This window comes from Rhizobium sp. RU36D, assembly GCF_900176345.1.
In the GTDB taxonomy this organism is placed as follows: Bacteria; Pseudomonadota; Alphaproteobacteria; order Rhizobiales; family Rhizobiaceae; genus Allorhizobium.
This window is the reverse complement of sequence record NZ_FWXU01000018.1, coordinates 1-20,073: the sequence shown is the minus strand read 5'-3', so window position 1 is coordinate 20,073 and position 20,073 is coordinate 1. Positions and strand designations below refer to the sequence as shown.

Here is a 20,073-nt window from a genome sequence, read left to right as displayed (position 1 = left end):
TGCTCCAATTTGCCGCAGCGCAAGGCGCGCTGGGCAAAAAGTTGGACTTTGCCCTTGACGCAAACTGGCGAAAACAGTAGTACGCCGGGCATCTGATCCGATGTGAGGTTAGGCTTTTCGGCACGACGCGTGCTGGAGTTCATCTCAAACAAGGTTCAAACGCACGTAGACGACACTAATGCTGCACGCATGACGTACCTTGGTGCGTCCTCTGCTTTTTGTGGTCCATCCGCGAAATCGGGTAGGGCCACATTTTGCGCATGAAGAAATACGATGCGCCTCCGCCGGAGACGGCAAAGCCACAGCCCGCAAGGGCTCGATAGACTAGTTTTTGCAAGGGATGGTTATATGCCTACCGTAAACCAGCTGATCCGCAAGCCACGTCAGGCCCAGGTAAAGCGCAATAAGGTTCCTGCCCTCCAGGAAAATCCGCAGAAGCGTGGCGTTTGCACCCGCGTTTACACCACGACCCCGAAGAAGCCGAACTCGGCTCTGCGTAAGGTTGCCAAGATCCGCCTTACCAATGGCTTCGAAGTCATCGGCTATATCCCGGGCGAAGGTCACAACCTTCAGGAACACTCCGTTGTCATGATCCGTGGCGGCCGCGTCAAGGACTTGCCGGGCGTTCGTTACCACATCATCCGCGGCGTTCTCGACACCCAGGGCGTCAAGAACCGCAAGCAGCGCCGTTCTAAGTACGGTGCGAAGCGTCCGAAGTAATTCGGTTTTCACTTTCCCGGCGCTGCGCGAGGTTCTCCGCGTGGTAAAGCGCCATAGATATTGAGAGACAAGCAGTATGTCCCGTCGCCACAGTGCAGAAAAGCGCGAGATCAATCCGGACCCGAAGTTCGGTGACCTCGTCGTTACCAAGTTCATGAATGCCATCATGCTTCATGGCAAGAAGTCCGTTGCTGAAAGCATCGTTTACGGTGCCTTCGATGCCGTTCAGGCCAAGCTGAAGCAGGAGCCGCTCGGCGTGTTCCACTCCGCGCTCGACAACATCGCTCCGCACGTCGAAGTTCGTTCGCGCCGCGTTGGTGGTGCAACCTACCAGGTTCCGGTCGACGTCCGTCCCGAGCGCCGCCAGGCTCTGGCCATTCGCTGGCTGATTACGGCTGCACGCAAGCGCAACGAAACCACCATGGTCGATCGCCTTTGCGGCGAACTCATGGATGCTGCAAACAACCGTGGCTCCGCCGTCAAGAAGCGTGAAGACACGCACAAGATGGCCGACGCAAACCGCGCGTTCTCGCATTACCGCTGGTAATCCGAACCGACCGCATATTGAAAGGCAGTCCTCATGGCTCGCGAATATAAAATCGAAGACTACCGCAATTTCGGTATCATGGCGCATATCGACGCCGGCAAGACGACCACGACCGAGCGTATCCTCTACTACACCGGCAAGTCGCACAAGATCGGCGAAGTTCACGATGGCGCAGCCACGATGGACTGGATGGAGCAGGAGCAGGAGCGTGGCATCACGATCACCTCCGCTGCCACGACGACCTTCTGGAAGGGTCGCGATGGCAAGATGCGCCGCTTCAACATCATCGACACCCCCGGCCACGTTGACTTCACGATCGAAGTCGAACGTTCGCTGCGTGTTCTCGACGGTGCTATCGCTCTGCTCGACGCCAATGCCGGCGTTGAGCCGCAGACCGAAACCGTGTGGCGTCAGGCTGAAAAGTACAACGTCCCGCGGATGATCTTCTGCAACAAGATGGACAAGACCGGCGCTGACTTCTACCGCTCGGTAGAGATGATCAAGACCCGTCTCGGCGCCACCGCTGTTGTCATGCAGCTCCCGATCGGTGCAGAAACCGAATTCAAGGGCGTTGTCGACCTCATCGAGATGAACGCTCTGGTCTGGCGCGACGAATCGCTCGGCGCCCAGTGGGACGTCGTGGAAATCCCTGACGATCTGAAGGAAAAGGCCGCCGAATATCGCGAAAAGCTGATCGAGACCGTTGTCGAGATCGACGAAGAAGCGATGGAAGCCTACCTGAACGGCGAGATGCCGGACAACGACAAGATCCGCGCCCTGGTTCGCCGCGGCACGATCGACGTCAAGTTCCATCCGATGTTCTGTGGCACGGCCTTCAAGAACAAGGGCGTTCAGCCGCTGCTCGACGCCGTTGTCGAATACCTGCCGTCGCCGCTCGACATTCCGGCGATCAAGGGCATCGACGCCAAGACCGAAGCAGAGATCGAGCGTCACGCTGATGACAACGAGCCGCTCGCCATGCTCGCCTTCAAGATCATGAACGACCCCTTCGTCGGTTCGCTGACCTTCGCCCGTATCTATTCCGGCAAGCTCGAAAAGGGCGCGTCGGTCATGAACACGGTCAAGGAAAAGCGCGAGCGCGTCGGCCGCATGCTGCAGATGCACTCGAACTCCCGTGAAGACATCGAAGAAGCCTTTGCCGGCGACATCGTTGCTCTGGCAGGTCTAAAGGAAACCACGACTGGCGATACGCTCTGCGACCCGCTGAAGCCGGTTATCCTTGAGCGCATGGAATTCCCCGAGCCGGTCATCCAGATCGCGATCGAGCCGAAGTCCAAGGGCGACCAGGAAAAGATGGGCCTCGCGCTCAACCGCCTGGCAGCCGAAGACCCGTCCTTCCGCGTCAAGACCGACCAGGAATCCGGCCAGACCATCATTGCCGGCATGGGCGAACTTCACCTCGACATCATCGTCGACCGCATGCGTCGCGAGTTCAAGGTCGAAGCCAACGTCGGTGCTCCGCAGGTTGCCTACCGCGAAACCATCACGCGTCAGCACGAAGAAGACTACACGCACAAGAAGCAGTCCGGTGGTACCGGTCAGTTCGCGCGCGTCAAGATCGTCTTCGAACCGAACCCGGATGGCGACGACTTCAAGTTCGAGTCCAAGATCGTTGGTGGTGCTGTTCCGAAGGAATACATCCCGGGCGTTCAGAAGGGTATCGAAAGCGTTCTGACCTCGGGTCCGCTGGCTGGCTTCCCGATGCTGGGTGTCAAGGCAACCCTGATCGACGGCGCGTTCCACGACGTCGACTCGTCGGTTCTCGCCTTCGAAATCGCATCGCGTGCCTGCTTCCGTGAAGCCGCCAAGAAGGCCGGCGCACAGTTGCTCGAGCCGATGATGAAGGTCGAAGTCGTGACGCCGGAAGACTATGTCGGCGACGTAATCGGCGACCTGAACTCCCGTCGCGGCCAGATCCAGGGCCAGGAAAGCCGCGGTATCGCCGTGGTGATCAACGCCCACGTGCCGCTGGCGAACATGTTCAAGTACGTCGACAACCTGCGTTCGATGTCGCAGGGCCGCGCCCAGTACTCGATGGTGTTCGATCACTACTCTCCGGTCCCGAACAACGTGGCCGCTGAAATCCAGGCAAAGTATTCCGGTCAGAAGTGACCGGACTACAAACCACGCCATAAAGAACAAACATATTCCCCTTAGACGGGATCAAGAATGGAGAGCCGAAAATGGCAAAGAGTAAGTTTGAGCGCAACAAGCCGCACGTTAACATTGGCACGATCGGCCACGTTGACCATGGCAAGACGTCGCTGACGGCGGCGATCACCAAGTTCTTCGGCGAGTTCAAGGCCTATGACCAGATCGACGCTGCGCCGGAAGAAAAGGCCCGCGGCATCACCATCTCGACGGCGCACGTCGAGTATGAGACGGCCAACCGTCACTATGCCCACGTTGACTGCCCCGGCCACGCCGACTACGTCAAGAACATGATCACCGGTGCTGCCCAGATGGACGGCGCGATCCTGGTTTGCTCGGCTGCCGACGGCCCGATGCCGCAGACCCGCGAGCACATCCTGCTCGCCCGTCAGGTTGGCGTTCCGGCTCTGGTCGTTTTCCTCAACAAGGTCGACCAGGTTGACGACGCCGAACTGCTCGAGCTCGTCGAACTCGAAGTTCGCGAACTGCTGTCGTCCTACGACTTCCCGGGCGATGAAGTTCCTGTCGTCAAGGGTTCGGCTCTGGCCGCTCTGGAAGATTCCAACAAGGCAATCGGCGAAGATGCCGTTCGCGAGCTGATGGCAGCCGTTGACGCCTACATCCCGACGCCTGAGCGTCCGATCGACCAGCCCTTCCTGATGCCGATCGAAGACGTGTTCTCGATCTCGGGCCGTGGTACGGTTGTGACCGGCCGCGTCGAGCGTGGCATCGTCAAGGTTGGTGAAGAAGTCGAGATCGTCGGCATCCGTCCGACCTCCAAGACGACGGTCACCGGCGTTGAAATGTTCCGCAAGCTGCTCGACCAGGGCCAGGCCTGCGACAACATCGGCGCGCTGGTTCGCGGTGTGAACCGTGACGGCGTTGAGCGTGGCCAGATTCTCTGCAAGCCTGGTTCGGTCAAGCCGCACAAGAAGTTCAAGGCCGAAGCCTACATCCTGACGAAGGAAGAAGGCGGCCGTCATACGCCGTTCTTCACCAACTACCGTCCGCAGTTCTACTTCCGCACGACCGACGTGACGGGCATCGTGACGCTGCCGGAAGGCACCGAGATGGTTATGCCTGGCGACAACGTCACCGTTGACGTCGAGCTGATCGTTCCGATCGCGATGGAAGAAAAGCTGCGCTTCGCTATCCGCGAAGGCGGCCGTACCGTCGGCGCCGGCATCGTCGCTTCGATCATCGAGTAATATTGCAAGACAGCCGCCGGCTCGTGCCGGCGGCTGTTTTTTGTTCGAACTAAGGTATTTAGGTACCTGTCTTTCGACCCGGCTCAATTCATCTGCAGACTTTCCGACTCTACGGTTGACGGCATGATGATCACGGTGTATGTGCCGGCCATCTACTCAACGTAACGGTTTTATGAATCGTTTCGTTCAGGCACTGCTTTTCCCAATCCTAGGATTGGACGCTGGCGGCGCCCTCAGAATGACAAGTGACAGGGGTTCTTTTGGCTCCTGTGATTTTTGAAAATCCGGGGCCGGCCAGTCAATGGTAATTCACTGTCTCTGCGTATGCGGGACGCAAGGAAACGAACAAGGACAAGTCGAATGAACGGCCAGAATATCCGCATCCGCCTCAAGGCGTTTGATCACCGGGTTCTCGATGCCTCCACGCGGGAGATCGTCTCTACCGCAAAGCGCACCGGTGCAAGCGTACGCGGCCCGGTACCGCTCCCGACTCGCATCGAAAAATTTACTGTTAACCGTTCGCCTCACGTCGACAAGAAGAGCCGCGAACAGTTCGAGATGCGCACCCATAAGCGCCTTCTCGACATCGTTGATCCGACCCCGCAGACCGTTGACGCTCTGATGAAGCTCGACCTGGCTGCCGGCGTGGACGTCGAAATCAAGCTTTAAAAACGTAATTCCGGCGAGAGCCGAAATAACAAGGAAGGTACGTGGCAAGACCTGCCAACGACTTCTCGAAACGGGAAACCTAAGGGCTCGGAAGGGCCCGGACGGAATCCTTAAACAAAGAGGCAAGGGAAAGGCCTTTGGGCTTCTCTCGACTCTCAAGAGGAATGAACCATGCGTTCAGGTGTGATTGCACAGAAAGTGGGAATGACCCGCGTCTATAACGACGCCGGCGAACATGTCCCGGTAACAGTTCTGCGGCTGGATAACGTACAGGTCGTTGCCCAGCGCACCCAAGACAAGAATGGCTACACCGCGCTGCAGCTCGGCGCCGGCCAGTCGAAGGTCAAGAATACCACGAAGGGCCTGCGCGGCCACTTCGCCGCCGCAAGCGTTGAGCCCAAGGCCAAGCTCGTCGAGTTCCGCGTTTCCGAAGATCAGCTTCTCGAAGTCGGCGCACAGCTGACCGCAAGCCACTTCGCCGCCGGCCAGCTGGTCGACGTGACGGGCACGACCATCGGTAAGGGTTTTGCCGGCGCCATCAAGCGTCACAACTTCGGCGGTCTTCGCGCGACCCACGGTGTTTCCGTTTCGCACCGTTCGCACGGTTCGACGGGTAACAACCAGGATCCGGGCAAGGTCTGGAAGGGCAAGCGCATGGCTGGTCACATGGGCCAGACTCGCGTCACCACGCAGAATCTTGAAGTCGTCTCGACCGACGAAGATCGCGGTCTGATCCTGGTGAAGGGCGCTGTGCCCGGCTCCAAGGGGTCCTGGATCATCGTTCGCGACGCCGTCAAGTCGGCATCGAAGTAAGGGAGCCAGGCACATGGAATTGAACGTCAAGACCCTTGAGGGCAAGGACGCAGGTACGGTTTCCCTGTCGGATGAGATTTTTGGTCTCGACCCGCGTCAGGACCTGATCGCCCGCATGATCCGCTGGCAGCTCGCGAAGAAGCAGCAGGGGACGCACAAGTCGAAGACCCGCGCTGAAGTCTCCCGCACCGGCGCCAAGATGTACAAGCAGAAGGGTACGGGCCGCGCTCGTCACCATTCGGCACGCGCTCCGCAGTTCCGCGGCGGTGGCAAGGCTCACGGCCCTGTGGTTCGCAGCCACGAGCATGACCTTCCCAAGAAGGTTCGCGCACTCGCTCTGCGTCACGCCCTGTCTGCGAAGGTCAAGGCTGAAGAGCTCATCATCGTCGACCAGCTGGTTGCCGCCGATGCAAAGACCAAGGCGCTCGTCGGCACCTTCGCCGGCCTCGGCCTCACCAACGCACTGCTGATCGGTGGCTCCGAAATCGACAGCAACTTCAAGCTCGCAGCGGCAAACATCCCGAACATTGATGTTCTGCCGGTTCAGGGCATCAACGTTTACGACATCCTGCGTCGTGGCAAGCTCGTGCTTTCCAAGGCTGCGGTTGAAGCTCTGGAGGAGCGGTTCAAATGACTGATCTTCGCCACTACGATGTGATCCTCTCTCCGTCGATCACCGAAAAGTCGACCATGGTATCCGAACAGAACCAGGTCGTCTTCAACGTCGCCAAGGGCGCTTCCAAGCCCGAGATCAAGGCTGCCATCGAAGCGCTGTTCGGCGTCAAGGTCACGGCCGTCAACACGCTGCTGCGCAAGGGCAAGACCAAGCGGTTCCGCGGTTTCGCCGGCAAGCAGAAGGACGTCAAGAAGGCGATCGTGACGCTGGCCGAAGGCCAGTCCATCGACGTGTCGACGGGCGTCTGAGGTAGGGAACAAGAAAATGGCATTGAAGAGTTTCAATCCGACCACCCCGAGCCAGCGCCAGCTGGTCATCGTCGACCGCTCCGGCCTTTACAAGGGCAAGCCGGTCAAGGCGCTGACGGAAGGTCTTTCCAAGAGCGGCGGCCGTAACAACCTCGGCCGTATCACTGCCCGCTTCATCGGCGGCGGTCACAAGCGCACCTACCGTCTGATCGACTTCAAGCGTCGCAAGTTTGACGTTGAAGGCACGGTCGAGCGTCTGGAATACGACCCGAACCGCACGGCTTTCATCGCTCTCGTCAAGTACGAGGACGGCGAACTGGCCTACATCCTGGCTCCGCAGCGCCTGGCTGCCGGCGACAAGGTCATTGCCTCTGACAAGGCAGTGGACGTGAAGCCTGGCAACACCATGCCGCTGCAGTTCATCCCGGTCGGCTCCATCCTCCACAACGTGGAAATGAAGCCCGGCAAGGGCGGCCAGATCGCTCGTTCGGCTGGCACCTATGTGCAGCTGGTCGGTCGTGACGCCGGCATGGCGATCCTTCGCCTGAACTCGGGCGAACAGCGCCTGGTTCACGGCTCCTGCCTCGCTTCGATCGGCGCGGTTTCCAACCCTGACCACGCCAACATCAACGACGGCAAGGCCGGTCGTACCGTTTGGCGCGGCAAGCGTCCCCATAACCGCGGTGTCGTCATGAACCCCGTTGACCACCCGCACGGCGGTGGTGAAGGCCGCACCTCGGGTGGCCGTCATCCGGTCACTCCCTGGGGCAAGCCGACCAAGGGCAAGCGTACCCGTTCGAACAAGTCGACCGACAAGTTCATCATGCGCTCGCGCCACCAGAAGAAGAAGTAAGAGAGGTAGTCAGAGATGGCTCGTTCAGTATGGAAAGGCCCGTTTGTTGACGGCTACCTTCTCAAGAAGGCTGAGAAGGTTCGCGAAGGCGGCCGCAGTGAAGTGATCAAGATGTGGAGCCGTCGCTCCACCATCCTGCCGCAGTTCGTCGGTCTTACCTTCGGCGTCTACAACGGCAGCAAGCATGTGCCCGTCAGTGTCAACGAAGACATGGTCGGTCACAAGTTCGGAGAATTCGCTCCCACCCGGACCTATTACGGTCACGGTGCGGACAAGAAAGCGAAGAGGAAGTAACCATGGGCAAGGCAAAAGCCGAACGCCGGCTGAAGGACAACGAGGCGCAGGCAGTTGCGCGCACCCTCCGCGTCAGCCCCCAGAAGCTCAACCTGGTTGCCGCGCTGATCCGCGGCAAGAAGGTTGATCGCGCTCTGGCCGATCTGGAATTCTCCCGCAAGCGCATTGCCGGCACCGTCAAGAAGACGCTGGAATCGGCAATCGCAAACGCCGAGAACAACCATGATCTCGATGTCGACCAGCTGATCGTGGCGGAAGCCTATGTCGGCAAGTCGATCGTGATGAAGCGCTTCCATGCCCGCGGCCGCGGCCGCGCCTCGCGCATTGAGAAGCCTTTCGCGCACCTGACGATCGTCGTCCGGGAAGTCGAAGCCAAAGTGGAGGCCGCATAATGGGTCAGAAGATTAATCCGATTGGCTTCCGCCTCGGCATCAACCGGACCTGGGATAGCCGCTGGTTCGCTGACAACGCCGAATACGGCCAGCTGCTGCATGAGGATCTGAAGATCCGCAAGTACCTGATGGCCGAGCTGAAGCAGGCTGGTATCGCCAAGGTGGTCATCGAGCGTCCGCACAAGAAGTGCCGCGTGACGATCCACTCGGCTCGTCCGGGCCTGATCATCGGCAAGAAGGGCGCAGACATCGAAAAGCTGCGCCGCAAGCTTGGCGAGATGACCCAGTCGGAAACGCATCTCAACATCGTTGAAGTGCGCAAGCCGGAAGTGGACGCAACGCTGGTTGCGCAGGGCATCGCCCAGCAGCTCGAGCGCCGTATCGCTTTCCGTCGTGCGATGAAGCGTGCCGTTCAGTCGGCCATGCGTCTTGGGGCCGAAGGCATCAAGATCACCTGCGCCGGCCGTCTCGGCGGCGCGGAAATCGCCCGTACGGAATGGTATCGCGAAGGTCGCGTTCCGCTCCACACGCTGCGTGCCGACATCGACTACGGCACTGCCGAGGCTGAAACAGCCTACGGTATCTGCGGTATCAAGGTCTGGATCTTCAAGGGCGAAATCCTTGAGCACGATCCGATGGCGTCTGAGCGCCGTGCAATCGAAGGCGATGCGCAGGGTCCGGCTTCCCGTGACCGTGGCGATCGCGGTGATCGTGGCGATCGTCGCCGCGAAAACGCTTAAGATAACGCTGGCGAAAGATAAGCTCGGAGAAGTAAGAAAATGTTGCAGCCAAAGCGTACAAAATATCGCAAGCAGTTCAAGGGCCGCATCAAGGGCGTCGCCAAGGGCGGTTCTGAACTTGCATTCGGCGAATTCGGCTTGAAGGCGCAGGAACCGAACCGCGTCAACGCTCGTGAGATCGAAGCGGCTCGTCGCGCGATCACCCGTTACATGAAGCGCGCTGGTCGCGTTTGGATCCGGGTATTCCCCGATGTTCCGGTGACCGCAAAGCCCACCGAAGTCCGTATGGGTAAGGGTAAGGGCGGCGTCGAATACTGGGCTTGCAAGGTCAAGCCCGGCCGTATCATGTTCGAGATTGACGGTGTGTCCGAGGAGATCGCCCGCGAGGCGCTTCGTCTCGGTTCGGCCAAGCTCTCGGTGACGACGCGCTTCGTTCAGCGCATTGCAGAGTAAGGATCCAAGCCCATGAAAGCCGCAGACGTTCGCGCCATGAGCGCCGATCAGCTGAATGACGAACTGGCCAAGCTGAAGAAGGAGCAGTTCAACCTGCGCTTCCAGAAGGCGACTGGCCAGCTCGAAAAGTCTTCGCGAATCAATGAAGTTCGCAAGGACATCGCCCGCCTAAAAACCATCGCCCGCCAGAAGGCGGCAGAAGCCAAGGCCTAAGGACCAGATAATATGCCTAAACGCATTCTGCAGGGCGTTGTCGTCAGCGACAAGAACGAAAAGACTGTTGTTGTCCGCGTCGAGCGCCGTTTTGCCCATCCGTTGCTTCAGAAGACGGTTCGCCGTTCCAAGAAGTACAAGGCGCATGACGAAAACAACCAATACAAGGTTGGTGATGTCGTTTCCATCGAGGAATGCGCACCGATCTCCAAGGACAAGCGTTGGACGGTTATTGCCGCCCAGGCTTAATTTGCAGGCTTTGCGCCAGGGCCTATTGCTAACGGCGTAGAAATCTGTATTAAGCAGCGCATTGGCGCAGAACGCCCGGTCACGGGCGTTCTTTTGCTTTGAGCGCACGGAAGGTCCCTTCGGGGAAACCACCCTGGCAACATCCTTCCCGCGCGGAATCTGGAATTTATCATAAGCTGGAATAGGGGGCGTATCGTGCCCAACCGTCCCGGTTACAACAAGAAGGCGACCTGACATGATTCAGATGCAGACTAACCTCGACGTCGCGGATAATTCCGGCGCACGTCGTGTCATGTGCATCAAGGTGCTGGGCGGCTCCAAGCGCAAGTATGCTTCCATCGGCGACATCATCGTCGTTTCGATCAAGGAAGCCATCCCGCGCGGCCGCGTCAAGAAGGGCGACGTGATGAAGGCGGTTGTTGTACGCACCGCCAAGGACATCCGTCGCGCAGACGGCAGCGTCATCCGCTTCGATAACAACGCAGCTGTTCTTATCGATAACAAGAAAGAGCCGATCGGCAGCCGTATCTTCGGACCGGTTCCGCGCGAACTTCGCGCCAAGAACCACATGAAGATCATCTCGCTGGCTCCGGAAGTACTCTAAGGGAGCGATGGCGATGCAAAAGATTCGTAAGGGCGACAAGGTCGTCGTACTCACCGGCAAGGACAAGGGTCGTTCCGGCGAAGTTATCCAGGTTATGCCGAAGGAAGATCGCGCTGTTGTGCGTGGGATCAACGTGGTCAAGCGCCATCAGCGCCAGACCCAGACCCAGGAAGCCGGCATCATCAACAAGGAAGCCCCCATCCACCTGTCGAACATTTCGATCATCGACAAGGACGGCAAGCCGACTCGCGTCGGTTTCAAGGTCGTCGATGGCAAGAAGGTGCGTGTTGCGAAGCGTTCGGGAGATGTGATCGATGGCTGAGGCAAAGTATGAGCCGCGGCTCAAGGCCGAGTATGTGAACCGTATCCGCAAGGCGATGATGGAGCAGTTCTCCTACGCCAACGAGATGCAGATTCCGAAGCTCGAGAAGATCGTCATCAACATGGGTGTGGGCGAGGCGACTGCCGACTCCAAGAAGCCCACGGTTGCTGCAGCCGACCTCGCAGCGATTGCCGGCCAGAAGCCGGTCATCACGCGCGCTCGCAATTCGATCGCAGGCTTCAAGGTCCGTGAAAACATGCCAATCGGCGCCAAGGTTACCCTTCGCGGCGCACGCATGTATGAATTCCTGGACCGCTTGGTTACCATCGCGCTTCCGCGCGTACGCGACTTCCGGGGCCTGAACCCGAAGAGCTTTGACGGCCGTGGCAACTTCGCCATGGGCATCAAGGAACACATTGTGTTCCCTGAGATCAACTACGACAAGGTTGATCAGATGTGGGGCATGGACATCATCGTTTGCACGACGGCAAACACGGACGACGAAGCTCGGGCTCTTCTGAAAGAGTTCAACTTCCCCTTCCGTCAGTAACCGTAACGACGAGCGTAGAAGAGGAACTTCCATATGGCGAAGACCAGCGCAGTTGAAAAGAACAAGCGCCGCCGCAAGACCGTCGCCAACCAGGCTGCCAAGCGTGCCGGCCTGAAGGCGATCATCATGAACCAGTCGCTTTCCATTGAAGATCGGTTCAAGGCAACCCTGAAGCTGGCAGAACTGCCGCGCGATGGCTCCAAGACCCGGATTCGCAACCGTTGCGAAGTCACTGGTCGTCCGCGCGCATTCTACCGCAAGCTCAAGATGTCGCGTATCGCGCTTCGCGAGCTGGGCAATTCCGGCAAGGTGCCGGGCGTTGTCAAGTCGAGCTGGTAAGGAGACGGGCAAATGACGATGACTGATCCGTTGGGCGATATGCTCACCCGCATCCGCAATGGCGCTGCCCGCCGCAAGTCCTCGGTGACCACGCCGGCTTCCAAGCTGCGCGCACGCGTCCTCGATGTTCTGCAGGCCGAAGGCTACATCCGCGGCTATTCCCAGGTTGATTTTGAGAACGGCAAGTCCGAGCTCAACATCGAGCTGAAGTACTACGAAGGCGCGTCGGTGATCCGTGAGATCGGCCGCGTGTCCAAGCCGGGCCGCCGAGTTTATGTCTCGGTCAAGTCCATTCCGCAGGTCGCGAACGGCCTCGGCATCACCATCCTTTCGACTCCGAAGGGTGTGATGGCCGATCACCAGGCTCGCGAACAGAACGTTGGTGGCGAGGTTCTGTGCTCGGTCTTCTAAGACCGCGCATGGATCTCCTCAAGCGAACAGACAGGATTTAGACATGTCTCGTATCGGTAAAAAGCCCGTTCAGGTTCCTGCAGGGATCACGGCCACTGTCGACGGCCAGAAAGTGACTGCTAAGGGCCCGAAGGGCGAACTGTTCTTCGTCGCAAATGACGATATCTCCGTGAAGCTCGACGGCAATTCGATTGTCGTCAAGCCGATCAACGAAACCAAGGAAGCTCGTTCGAAGTGGGGCATGTCCCGCACGATGATCGAGAACATCCTGAAGGGCGTCAAGGACGGCTACGAGCGCAAGCTCGAAATCAACGGCGTTGGTTATCGTGCATCCTTGCAGGGCAAGAACCTGCAGCTGGCGCTCGGCTTCTCGCATGACGTCGTTTATGAGCCGCCGCAGGGCATCACCATTGCTGTTCCGAAGCCGACCGAAATCATCGTATCCGGCATCAACAAGCAGCAGGTTGGCCAGGTTGCCGCTGAGATCCGCGAATATCGCGGACCCGAGCCCTACAAGGGCAAGGGCGTCAAGTATGCCGAAGAGCGGATCGTCCGCAAAGAAGGCAAGAAGAAGTAAGGATCGCGCGAAATGGCAAGCAGGAAAGAAGCACTTGTACGTCGTGCGAACCGCGTACGGCGTCAGATCAAGGCGGTGGCCAATGGCCGTCCGCGTCTGTCGGTACATCGCTCGTCGAAGAACATCTACGCTCAGGTCATCGACGATGTCGCTGGCAAGACCCTGGCGGCAGCATCGACCCTCGATGGCAGCCTGAAGTCCGACCTGAAGACGGGTGCAGATGTTGCAGCAGCTGCTGCTGTCGGCAAGCTCGTTGCAGAGCGCGCCGTCAAGGCTGGCGTCAAGGAAGTCGTGTTCGATCGCGGCGCCTTCATTTATCATGGCCGCATCAAGGCCCTGGCGGAAGCTGCTCGCGAAGGCGGCCTCAGCTTCTGATGATATTCCGCCCGGGTGCAAGCCCGGGCGGTTTCCGGCATTTGCCGGTCTACCGGATTTCACCGTCAACGCCGCCTTAGGCCGACGGGAAATTGAACGTAATCTGCCGATTGCACCCGGAAAAGAAAAAGGAAAAGGACAATGGCACAAGACAAGCGTGGTTCGCGCGAAGATCGCCAGAACCGTGAAGAACGCGACAGCGAGTTTGTTGACAAGTTGGTCGCTATCAACCGCGTCGCCAAGGTGGTGAAGGGCGGCCGTCGTTTCGGCTTTGCAGCCCTCGTCGTCGTTGGTGACCAGAAGGGTCGCGTTGGCTTCGGCCATGGCAAGGCACGCGAAGTGCCGGAAGCGATCCGCAAGGCTACCGAAGCCGCCAAGCGCGATCTGATCTTCGTGCCCCTGCGCGATGGTCGTACGCTGCACCATGATGTCAACGGTCGTCACGGCGCCGGCAAGGTTCTCCTTCGCTCCGCCAAGGCTGGTACCGGCATCATCGCAGGCGGCCCGATGCGCGCCGTGTTCGAAACGCTCGGCATGCACGACGTCGTCGCAAAGTCGACCGGTTCGTCGAACCCCTACAACATGGTTCGCGCCACGTTCGACGCCCTGAAGCACCAGGTGCATCCGAAGGACATCGCAGCTCAGCGCGGCCTGAAATACGCCACGCTGCAGGCTCGCCGTGTTGCTTCCGGCAATGCCGCTGAAGAATAAGAGGAGTCTGATCCATGGCCAAGGCTACGAAGAAGACTGAAGGCAAGACGGTTACCGTCGAGCAGATCGGCTCGCCCATTCGCCGCCCGGAAATTCAGCGCAAGACGCTGATCGGTCTGGGCCTCAACAAGATGCACCGGGTACGCACGCTGGAAGATACGCCTTCCGTTCGTGGGATGATCCGGGCTGTCCAGCATCTCGTTCGCGTTGTCGACGAGAAGTGAGACGGAGGGAATCACCATGAAACTGAATGAAATCAAGGACAACGAAGGCGCCACCAAGGACCGTATCCGCGTTGGTCGCGGTATCGGCTCCGGCAAGGGCAAGACCGGTGGTCGCGGCGTCAAGGGTCAGAAGGCTCGTTCGGGCGTTGCCATCAGCGGCTTCGAAGGCGGCCAGATGCCGATCTATCGTCGCCTGCCGAAGCGCGGCTTTAACAACATCTTCGCATCCGACTACGTGACCGTTTCGCTCGGCCGTATCCAGGCTGCTATTGATGCTGGCAAGCTCGATGCCAAGGCAACCGTTGATGCCGCTGCTCTCAAGGCTGCCGGCGTCATTCGTCGTGCCAAGGACGGTGTTCGCGTTCTCTCCGACGGCGATCTGAAGGCAAAGCTGACGCTGGAAGTTGCCGGCGCATCCAAGCCTGCCGTCGAGAAGATCGAAAAGGCCGGCGGTTCGATCAAGCTGCTCGCAGCGGCTGCCGAAGCCTCCGAGTAAACTTTGAAGATTGTCGCCCGGGGTGCTTCACACCGGGCGATTTTTCTCCCATATGTGTGCCTCACATTCCCTGGACGGATAGACCTTCGGTCAGCCTCCGGGTGATACTGGAAAACAGGGTGGGGTCTGGCGCATTGCGCCGCATTGCCTGCCGCTCCCCGTTTCCGCCAATTTTAGATTACGTCTTCCGGACGGTTGCCTTTGCGCCTCTGGATATGGCTTTGCGGAGAATTTCATGGCTTCTGCAGCGGAACAATTGGCCTCCAACCTCAACTTCTCGACCTTTGCCAAGGCTGAGGATCTGAAGAAGCGGTTGTGGTTTACCTTGGCTGCTCTTCTCGTCTATCGCCTCGGGACCCATATTCCGTTGCCCGGTCTTAATCCGGATGCCTATGCGGCGGCGTTCCGCGGTCAGTCCGGCGGTATTCTCGGTCTGTTCAACATGTTCTCGGGCGGCGCCGTTGAGCGCATGGCGATCTTCGCGCTCGGCATCATGCCCTATATCTCCGCCTCGATCATCGTGCAGCTGATGACCTCGGTCGTGCCCACGCTCGAAAACCTGAAGAAGGAAGGCGAGCAGGGCCGCAAGATCATCAACCAGTACACGCGCTACGGCACTGTTCTGCTCGGCACGCTGCAGGCCTATGGCATTGCGGTCGGTCTCGAAAGCGGGCAGGGGCTCGTGGCCGATCCCGGCCTGTTCTTCCGCATCTCGACCGTCGTGACGCTTCTCGGCGGTACCATGTTCCTGATGTGGCTCGGCGAGCAGATTACCTCGCGCGGTATCGGCAACGGTATTTCGCTGATCATCTTCGCTGGTATTGCCGCAGGCCTGCCGACGGCTCTCGCCGGTACTCTGGAACTCGGCCGCACCGGCGCATTGTCGACCATGCTGATTCTGACCGTGATCGTTGTAGCGATCGCTGTCATCGCCCTGATCGTCTTCGTCGAGCGCGCACAGCGTCGCCTGCTCATTCAGTATCCGAAGCGCCAGGTCGGCAACCGTATGTTCCAGGGCGATACCTCGCACCTGCCGCTGAAGCTCAACACCTCAGGCGTTATCCCGGCGATCTTTGCATCGTCCCTGCTGCTCCTGCCGGCCACGGCTGCCGGTTTCAGCGGCACGACGAATCTGCCGGGCTGGGCGACCTCGATCATTTCAGCGCTTGGCCACGGCCAGCCGGTCTATATGCTGCTCTACGGGGCACTGATCGCCTTCTTCGCCTTCTTCTATACGGCCATCGTCTTCAACCCGAAGGACACCGCCGATAACCTGAAGAAGCATGGCGGCTTCATTCCCGGCATTCGTCCGGGTGATCGTACCGCCGAGTACATTGATTATGTCCTGACCCGTATTACGGTTGTCGGCGCCATCTATCTTGTCTTCGTGTGCATTCTTCCCGAAATCCTCGTGGCTAGGACCGGCGTCCCATTAGCCCTTGGTGGTACTTCGCTTTTGATTGTTGTCAGCGTCACCCTTGATACGGTAGCACAGATACAAGGGCACCTGATTGCGCAGCAGTATGAAGGGCTCATCAAGAAGTCGAAACTGCGTGGAGGAAAGAGGGGACGATGAGACTTATACTGTTGGGGCCTCCTGGGGCCGGCAAGGGCACTCAGGCGCAGCGCATTGTGGAAAAGCACGGGATCCCGCAGCTTTCCACGGGGGACATGCTGAGGGCCGCCGTGGCTGCCCGCACGGAAGTGGGGCTGAAGGCCAAGGCGCTGATGGATGCCGGTGAGCTGGTTCCTGATGCCGTTGTGAATGCCATCGTCTCCGAGCGGATCGACCAGGCAGATTGCGATAACGGCTTCATTCTCGATGGCTATCCGCGGACGCTGGTCCAGGCCGATTCGGTCGAGGCCATGCTCAAGGGCAAGGGCCAGGCGCTGGATGTAGCCATTGAGCTCGTCGTTGATGATTCGGCCATGGTCGGCCGTATCCTTCGCCGCGCTGAAGAGGCGCGCGCAGCCGGGCAGCCAGTCCGCAAGGACGACAATGCCGAAGTCTATGCCGATCGTCTGAGAGCCTATTACAAGAGCACGGCGCCTCTGACTGGTTACTATCATGCCAAGGGCAAGCTGAAGACTGTCGATGGCATGGCGAATATCGATTCGGTTACCGCCGAGATCGAAGCAATTCTGGCGAATCTGTAAGGTTTCACTGGAAAAGAATCTTTGGCGGATCGGTTGCTTTTGTCGGCTGATTCCGTTAAACAGCGCGCCAACTCGCGACATTTTAGCGATCGGCGCGTTCTTCCTCGTAAAAACGGGAAGGCCGGGTTCGATCGTTTTAACATGTTGAGAACCTGAATTGTAATTGCGGCCTGTTCAGGCCGTGTAACGAGACACCACTTGCCGGATGGCAACTGGAAGCAAGGAGAATAGGCGTGGCACGTATCGCTGGCGTCAACATCCCGACAGCAAAGCGCGTAGTTATCGCGCTGACCTATATCCACGGGATCGGTCCGAAATTTGCGCAGGAAATTATGGAAAAGGTCGGGCTTCCGGCCGAAAAGCGCGTCCATCAGTTGACGGATAGCGAGATCCTGCAGATCCGCGAAACCATCGACCGTGACTATCAGGTCGAAGGCGACCTGCGTCGCGAAACCGCGATGAACATCAAGCGTCTGATGGACCTGGGCTGCTACCGCGGTCTGCGTCATCGTCGCGGCCTGCCGGTTCGCGGCCAGCGCACCCACACCAATGCCCGCACCCGCAAGGGTCCGGCGAAGGCAATCGCTGGTAAGAAGAAGTAATTTGGCGAATTGCGAATCGCGGGTAGCGAATAGGGGTTGTTCCTCTGTTCGCTGCTCGCTTTGAACTATTCGCTGCCAGGTGTAGCCGCTGGAATTACGGCGGTGCTAAGATCCACGAAAGGGAAAATATGGCCAAGGAAGCCACCCGCGTCCGCCGTCGCGAACGCAAGAATATCTCGTCGGGCGTTGCTCACGTAAATTCGACCTTCAACAACACGATGATCACCATCACCGACGCGCAGGGCAATGCGATTGCCTGGTCGTCTGCTGGTGCCAAGGGCTTCAAGGGTTCGCGTAAGTCGACCCCCTTCGCAGCACAGATCGCTGCTGAAGACTGCGCCAAGAAGGCTCAGGAACATGGCATGAAGTCGCTGGAAGTCGAAGTTTGCGGTCCGGGTTCCGGTCGTGAGTCGGCGCTGCGCGCCCTCCAGGCTGCGGGCTTCATGATCACGTCCATCCGTGACGTGACCCCGATCCCGCACAATGGCTGCCGTCCGCGCAAGAAGCGCCGCGTCTGATCATCGATATTCGTCTGGCCGTCGGGGTGCATCTGCGCCCCGTTCGGTGCTTCTAAAGCTCGGTCGTCACGATTGGATGGTGGCGGCGAACGGAAGGAAATACACATGATCCAGAAGAACTGGCAGGAACTCATCAAGCCGAACAAGGTGGAATTTTCCTCCTCCGGCCGTACCAAGGTGACGCTTGTTGCAGAACCGCTCGAGCGCGGCTTCGGCCTGACGCTTGGCAACGCGCTGCGTCGCGTTCTGTTGTCCTCGCTGCGCGGCGGTGCTGTCACGGCTGTCCAGATCGACGGCGTGCTGCATGAGTTCTCGTCGATCCCGGGCGTCCGGGAAGACGTGACCGATATCGTGCTGAACATCAAGGAAATCGCCATCAAGATGGACGGCGATGATCCAAAGCGCATGGTCGTTCGCAAGCAGGGCCCGGGCGTAGTCACGGCCGGTGACATCCAGACCGTTGGGGATATCGAAATCCTCAACCCCGGTCATGTCATTTGCACGCTCGACGAAGGCGCTGAAATCCGCATGGAATTCACCGTTGCCAATGGCAAGGGCTATGTTCCTGCGGAACGCAATCGCGCCGAAGACGCGCCGATTGGTCTGATCCCGGTCGACAGCTTGTATTCGCCGGTCAAGAAAGTGTCCTACAAGGTGGAAAACACCCGCGAAGGCCAGGTTCTCGACTACGACAAGCTGACCATGACGATCGAGACCAACGGTTCGATCACCGGTGAAGATGCTGTCGCATTCGCAGCCCGCATTCTCCAGGACCAGCTCGGCGTTTTCGTCAATTTCGACGAGCCGCAGAAGGAAGTCGAGGAAGAAGCGGTTACCGAACTGGCGTTCAACCCGGCCCTCCTCAAGAAAGTGGACGAGCTGGAGCTGTCCGTTCGTTCGGCAAACTGCCTGAAGAACGACAACATCGTCTATATCGGCGACCTTATTCAGAAGACGGAAGCAGAAATGCTCCGCACTCCGAACTTCGGTCGCAAGTCGCTGAACGAAATCAAGGAAGTTCTCGCTTCCATGGGCCTGCACCTCGGCATGGAAGTGCCCGCATGGCCGCCGGAGAACATCGAAGATCTCGCCAAGCGGTACGAAGACCAGTACTAACAACAAAGAAAGGCAGGTTCACCTCTGCCTTTTCCAGTCAAACTGCAGGCGGATGCCTGTATGTGTCAGGAAACGGCAGCCTCTGGGATAGAGCCTGCACTTAAAGGAGAATAGCAATGCGCCACCAGAAAGCCGGCCGCAAGCTGAACCGTACCGCCAGCCACCGCAAGGCGATGTTCGCCAACATGGCTGCCTCGCTCATCACCCACGAGCAGATCGTCACCACCCTGCCGAAGGCGAAGGAAATTCGCCCGATCGTCGAAAAGCTTGTCACGCTCGGCAAGCGCGGCGACCTGCACGCTCGTCGTCAGGCCATTTCGCAGATCCAGGACCAGGACGCTGTCAAGAAGCTGTTCGACGCCATCGCTTCGCGTTACGCCACCCGCAACGGCGGCTACCTGCGCATCATGAAGGCCGGTTTCCGCCAGGGCGACAACGCTGCCATGGCCGTCATCGAATTCGTCGAGCGCGACGTCGATGCCAAGGGCGCAGCCGACAAGGCTCGCGTTGCTGCTGAAGCAGAAGCTGCCGAAGCCGCATAAGTTTCCTGCCCCAAGGGGAAGGATTGAAAGGCCGGGTGAGCGATCACCCGGCCTTTGTATTTTAGATGGGTGTGAACCGATCACGGCGAGTTGAAGATAAAACTTGACTGCAACAGTCATCCATTGATTTGCATCAACTCGGTTTGGCGCGTCAGGCCTAACCTCAAGCCATCGAACGATCGATGTAATACCAACGAGCAATGACGCCGACTCGTGATGGGATTCCCAAATCAGAGGAATTCTGACTCATTATGCCAAACGGAGGTTTGGCATGACGAAGGC

Annotated in this window: 31 protein-coding genes; all 31 read left to right on the top strand. The window is 58.9% G+C overall.

The genetic code is table 11. From position 1 onward, the window contains the following. Positions 1 to 348: 348 nt before the first annotated feature. The 31 genes from rpsL (at position 349) to rplQ (ending at position 19,791) form a co-directional block, all read left to right on the top strand. Positions 349 to 720, top strand: a complete 372-nt coding sequence (gene rpsL / locus B9A97_RS19640; RefSeq protein WP_003507760.1) for a 30S ribosomal protein S12 — start codon at positions 349 to 351, stop codon at positions 718 to 720. A gap of 76 nt (positions 721 to 796) precedes the next feature. Further along, complete coding sequence (rpsG, locus tag B9A97_RS19635; protein ID WP_084367428.1) at positions 797 to 1,267, top strand: 30S ribosomal protein S7; 471 nt, start codon at positions 797 to 799, stop codon at positions 1,265 to 1,267. Positions 1,268 to 1,300: 33 nt separating this feature from the next. Continuing rightward, positions 1,301 to 3,400 carry an elongation factor G gene (fusA, locus tag B9A97_RS19630; RefSeq protein ID WP_084367426.1) on the top strand — a complete coding sequence of 700 codons (2,100 nt, stop codon included), beginning with the start codon at positions 1,301 to 1,303 and terminating at the stop codon, positions 3,398 to 3,400. Positions 3,401 to 3,471: 71 nt separating this feature from the next. Continuing rightward, a complete protein-coding gene (tuf, locus tag B9A97_RS19625; protein WP_084367424.1) occupies positions 3,472 to 4,647 on the top strand; it encodes an elongation factor Tu in 1,176 nt (391 codons plus the stop codon). Positions 4,648 to 5,007: 360 nt separating this feature from the next. Continuing rightward, positions 5,008 to 5,316, top strand: coding sequence for a 30S ribosomal protein S10 (gene rpsJ / locus B9A97_RS19620; protein WP_006728688.1), 309 nt, complete (start codon positions 5,008 to 5,010; stop codon positions 5,314 to 5,316). Positions 5,317 to 5,487: 171 nt separating this feature from the next. Next, positions 5,488 to 6,129 (top strand): 50S ribosomal protein L3, encoded by a 642-nt coding sequence (gene rplC, locus B9A97_RS19615; protein WP_084367422.1) that lies wholly within the window; start codon positions 5,488 to 5,490, stop codon positions 6,127 to 6,129. A 13-nt stretch (positions 6,130 to 6,142) separates the two neighbouring features. After that, on the top strand, positions 6,143 to 6,763 hold the full coding sequence (gene rplD, locus B9A97_RS19610) for a 50S ribosomal protein L4 (RefSeq protein ID WP_084367420.1): 621 nt from the start codon (positions 6,143 to 6,145) through the stop codon (positions 6,761 to 6,763). Beyond that, complete coding sequence (locus B9A97_RS19605; RefSeq protein WP_084367418.1) at positions 6,760 to 7,053, top strand: 50S ribosomal protein L23; 294 nt, start codon at positions 6,760 to 6,762, stop codon at positions 7,051 to 7,053. Before rplD ends, B9A97_RS19605 begins: the two co-directional genes overlap by 4 nt. A gap of 16 nt (positions 7,054 to 7,069) precedes the next feature. Then, complete coding sequence (gene rplB, locus B9A97_RS19600) at positions 7,070 to 7,906, top strand: 50S ribosomal protein L2 (RefSeq protein ID WP_084367416.1); 837 nt, start codon at positions 7,070 to 7,072, stop codon at positions 7,904 to 7,906. Positions 7,907 to 7,921: 15 nt separating this feature from the next. Beyond that, positions 7,922 to 8,200: a 30S ribosomal protein S19 gene (gene rpsS, locus B9A97_RS19595; protein WP_062282885.1), complete on the top strand. Its 279-nt coding sequence runs from the start codon at positions 7,922 to 7,924 to the stop codon at positions 8,198 to 8,200. A gap of 2 nt (positions 8,201 to 8,202) precedes the next feature. Beyond that, a complete protein-coding gene (rplV, locus tag B9A97_RS19590) occupies positions 8,203 to 8,592 on the top strand; it encodes a 50S ribosomal protein L22 (protein ID WP_084367414.1) in 390 nt (129 codons plus the stop codon). Continuing rightward, on the top strand, positions 8,592 to 9,332 hold the full coding sequence (rpsC, locus tag B9A97_RS19585; protein WP_084367412.1) for a 30S ribosomal protein S3: 741 nt from the start codon (positions 8,592 to 8,594) through the stop codon (positions 9,330 to 9,332). Before rplV ends, rpsC begins: the two co-directional genes overlap by 1 nt. Positions 9,333 to 9,371: 39 nt before the next feature. After that, positions 9,372 to 9,785, top strand: a complete 414-nt coding sequence (gene rplP / locus B9A97_RS19580; RefSeq protein ID WP_084367410.1) for a 50S ribosomal protein L16 — start codon at positions 9,372 to 9,374, stop codon at positions 9,783 to 9,785. Between the two features lie 12 nt (positions 9,786 to 9,797). Then, positions 9,798 to 9,998: a 50S ribosomal protein L29 gene (gene rpmC / locus B9A97_RS19575; protein WP_084367408.1), complete on the top strand. Its 201-nt coding sequence runs from the start codon at positions 9,798 to 9,800 to the stop codon at positions 9,996 to 9,998. A gap of 12 nt (positions 9,999 to 10,010) precedes the next feature. Continuing rightward, entirely contained in the window at positions 10,011 to 10,247 is a 237-nt protein-coding gene (rpsQ, locus tag B9A97_RS19570; RefSeq protein ID WP_046792687.1) for a 30S ribosomal protein S17, read from the top strand. Between the two features lie 235 nt (positions 10,248 to 10,482). Then, complete coding sequence (rplN, locus tag B9A97_RS19565) at positions 10,483 to 10,851, top strand: 50S ribosomal protein L14 (RefSeq protein ID WP_084367406.1); 369 nt, start codon at positions 10,483 to 10,485, stop codon at positions 10,849 to 10,851. 13 nt (positions 10,852 to 10,864) lie between these two features. Continuing rightward, the gene (rplX, locus tag B9A97_RS19560; protein ID WP_084367583.1) at positions 10,865 to 11,173 is read left to right on the top strand and encodes a 50S ribosomal protein L24; all 309 of its coding nucleotides are present in this window, start codon (positions 10,865 to 10,867) and stop codon (positions 11,171 to 11,173) included. Further along, entirely contained in the window at positions 11,166 to 11,723 is a 558-nt protein-coding gene (gene rplE / locus B9A97_RS19555; protein ID WP_084367404.1) for a 50S ribosomal protein L5, read from the top strand. Before rplX ends, rplE begins: the two co-directional genes overlap by 8 nt. A gap of 33 nt (positions 11,724 to 11,756) precedes the next feature. Continuing rightward, positions 11,757 to 12,062, top strand: coding sequence for a 30S ribosomal protein S14 (gene rpsN, locus B9A97_RS19550; RefSeq protein WP_084367403.1), 306 nt, complete (start codon positions 11,757 to 11,759; stop codon positions 12,060 to 12,062). 12 nt (positions 12,063 to 12,074) lie between these two features. After that, positions 12,075 to 12,473, top strand: coding sequence for a 30S ribosomal protein S8 (gene rpsH, locus B9A97_RS19545; RefSeq protein ID WP_084367401.1), 399 nt, complete (start codon positions 12,075 to 12,077; stop codon positions 12,471 to 12,473). Between the two features lie 43 nt (positions 12,474 to 12,516). Beyond that, positions 12,517 to 13,050, top strand: a complete 534-nt coding sequence (gene rplF, locus B9A97_RS19540) for a 50S ribosomal protein L6 (RefSeq protein ID WP_084367399.1) — start codon at positions 12,517 to 12,519, stop codon at positions 13,048 to 13,050. A gap of 12 nt (positions 13,051 to 13,062) precedes the next feature. After that, positions 13,063 to 13,425, top strand: a complete 363-nt coding sequence (gene rplR / locus B9A97_RS19535; RefSeq protein WP_084367397.1) for a 50S ribosomal protein L18 — start codon at positions 13,063 to 13,065, stop codon at positions 13,423 to 13,425. Between the two features lie 141 nt (positions 13,426 to 13,566). After that, on the top strand, positions 13,567 to 14,136 hold the full coding sequence (gene rpsE, locus B9A97_RS19530) for a 30S ribosomal protein S5 (protein ID WP_084367395.1): 570 nt from the start codon (positions 13,567 to 13,569) through the stop codon (positions 14,134 to 14,136). A 14-nt stretch (positions 14,137 to 14,150) separates the two neighbouring features. Further along, positions 14,151 to 14,360: a 50S ribosomal protein L30 gene (rpmD, locus tag B9A97_RS19525; RefSeq protein WP_084367393.1), complete on the top strand. Its 210-nt coding sequence runs from the start codon at positions 14,151 to 14,153 to the stop codon at positions 14,358 to 14,360. Between the two features lie 16 nt (positions 14,361 to 14,376). Further along, positions 14,377 to 14,856 carry a 50S ribosomal protein L15 gene (gene rplO, locus B9A97_RS19520; protein ID WP_084367391.1) on the top strand — a complete coding sequence of 160 codons (480 nt, stop codon included), beginning with the start codon at positions 14,377 to 14,379 and terminating at the stop codon, positions 14,854 to 14,856. A 235-nt stretch (positions 14,857 to 15,091) separates the two neighbouring features. After that, positions 15,092 to 16,432: a preprotein translocase subunit SecY gene (secY, locus tag B9A97_RS19515; protein WP_084367389.1), complete on the top strand. Its 1,341-nt coding sequence runs from the start codon at positions 15,092 to 15,094 to the stop codon at positions 16,430 to 16,432. Then, the gene (locus B9A97_RS19510) at positions 16,429 to 17,013 is read left to right on the top strand and encodes an adenylate kinase (RefSeq protein ID WP_084367388.1); all 585 of its coding nucleotides are present in this window, start codon (positions 16,429 to 16,431) and stop codon (positions 17,011 to 17,013) included. Before secY ends, B9A97_RS19510 begins: the two co-directional genes overlap by 4 nt. Before the next feature lie 233 nt (positions 17,014 to 17,246). Then, positions 17,247 to 17,615 carry a 30S ribosomal protein S13 gene (gene rpsM, locus B9A97_RS19505; protein WP_084367386.1) on the top strand — a complete coding sequence of 123 codons (369 nt, stop codon included), beginning with the start codon at positions 17,247 to 17,249 and terminating at the stop codon, positions 17,613 to 17,615. Positions 17,616 to 17,743: 128 nt separating this feature from the next. After that, positions 17,744 to 18,133 carry a 30S ribosomal protein S11 gene (gene rpsK, locus B9A97_RS19500; protein WP_015915761.1) on the top strand — a complete coding sequence of 130 codons (390 nt, stop codon included), beginning with the start codon at positions 17,744 to 17,746 and terminating at the stop codon, positions 18,131 to 18,133. A gap of 105 nt (positions 18,134 to 18,238) precedes the next feature. Further along, positions 18,239 to 19,249, top strand: a complete 1,011-nt coding sequence (locus tag B9A97_RS19495) for a DNA-directed RNA polymerase subunit alpha (protein ID WP_084367384.1) — start codon at positions 18,239 to 18,241, stop codon at positions 19,247 to 19,249. 116 nt (positions 19,250 to 19,365) lie between these two features. Beyond that, the gene (gene rplQ, locus B9A97_RS19490; RefSeq protein WP_084367382.1) at positions 19,366 to 19,791 is read left to right on the top strand and encodes a 50S ribosomal protein L17; all 426 of its coding nucleotides are present in this window, start codon (positions 19,366 to 19,368) and stop codon (positions 19,789 to 19,791) included. Positions 19,792 to 20,073: the final 282 nt, after the last annotated feature.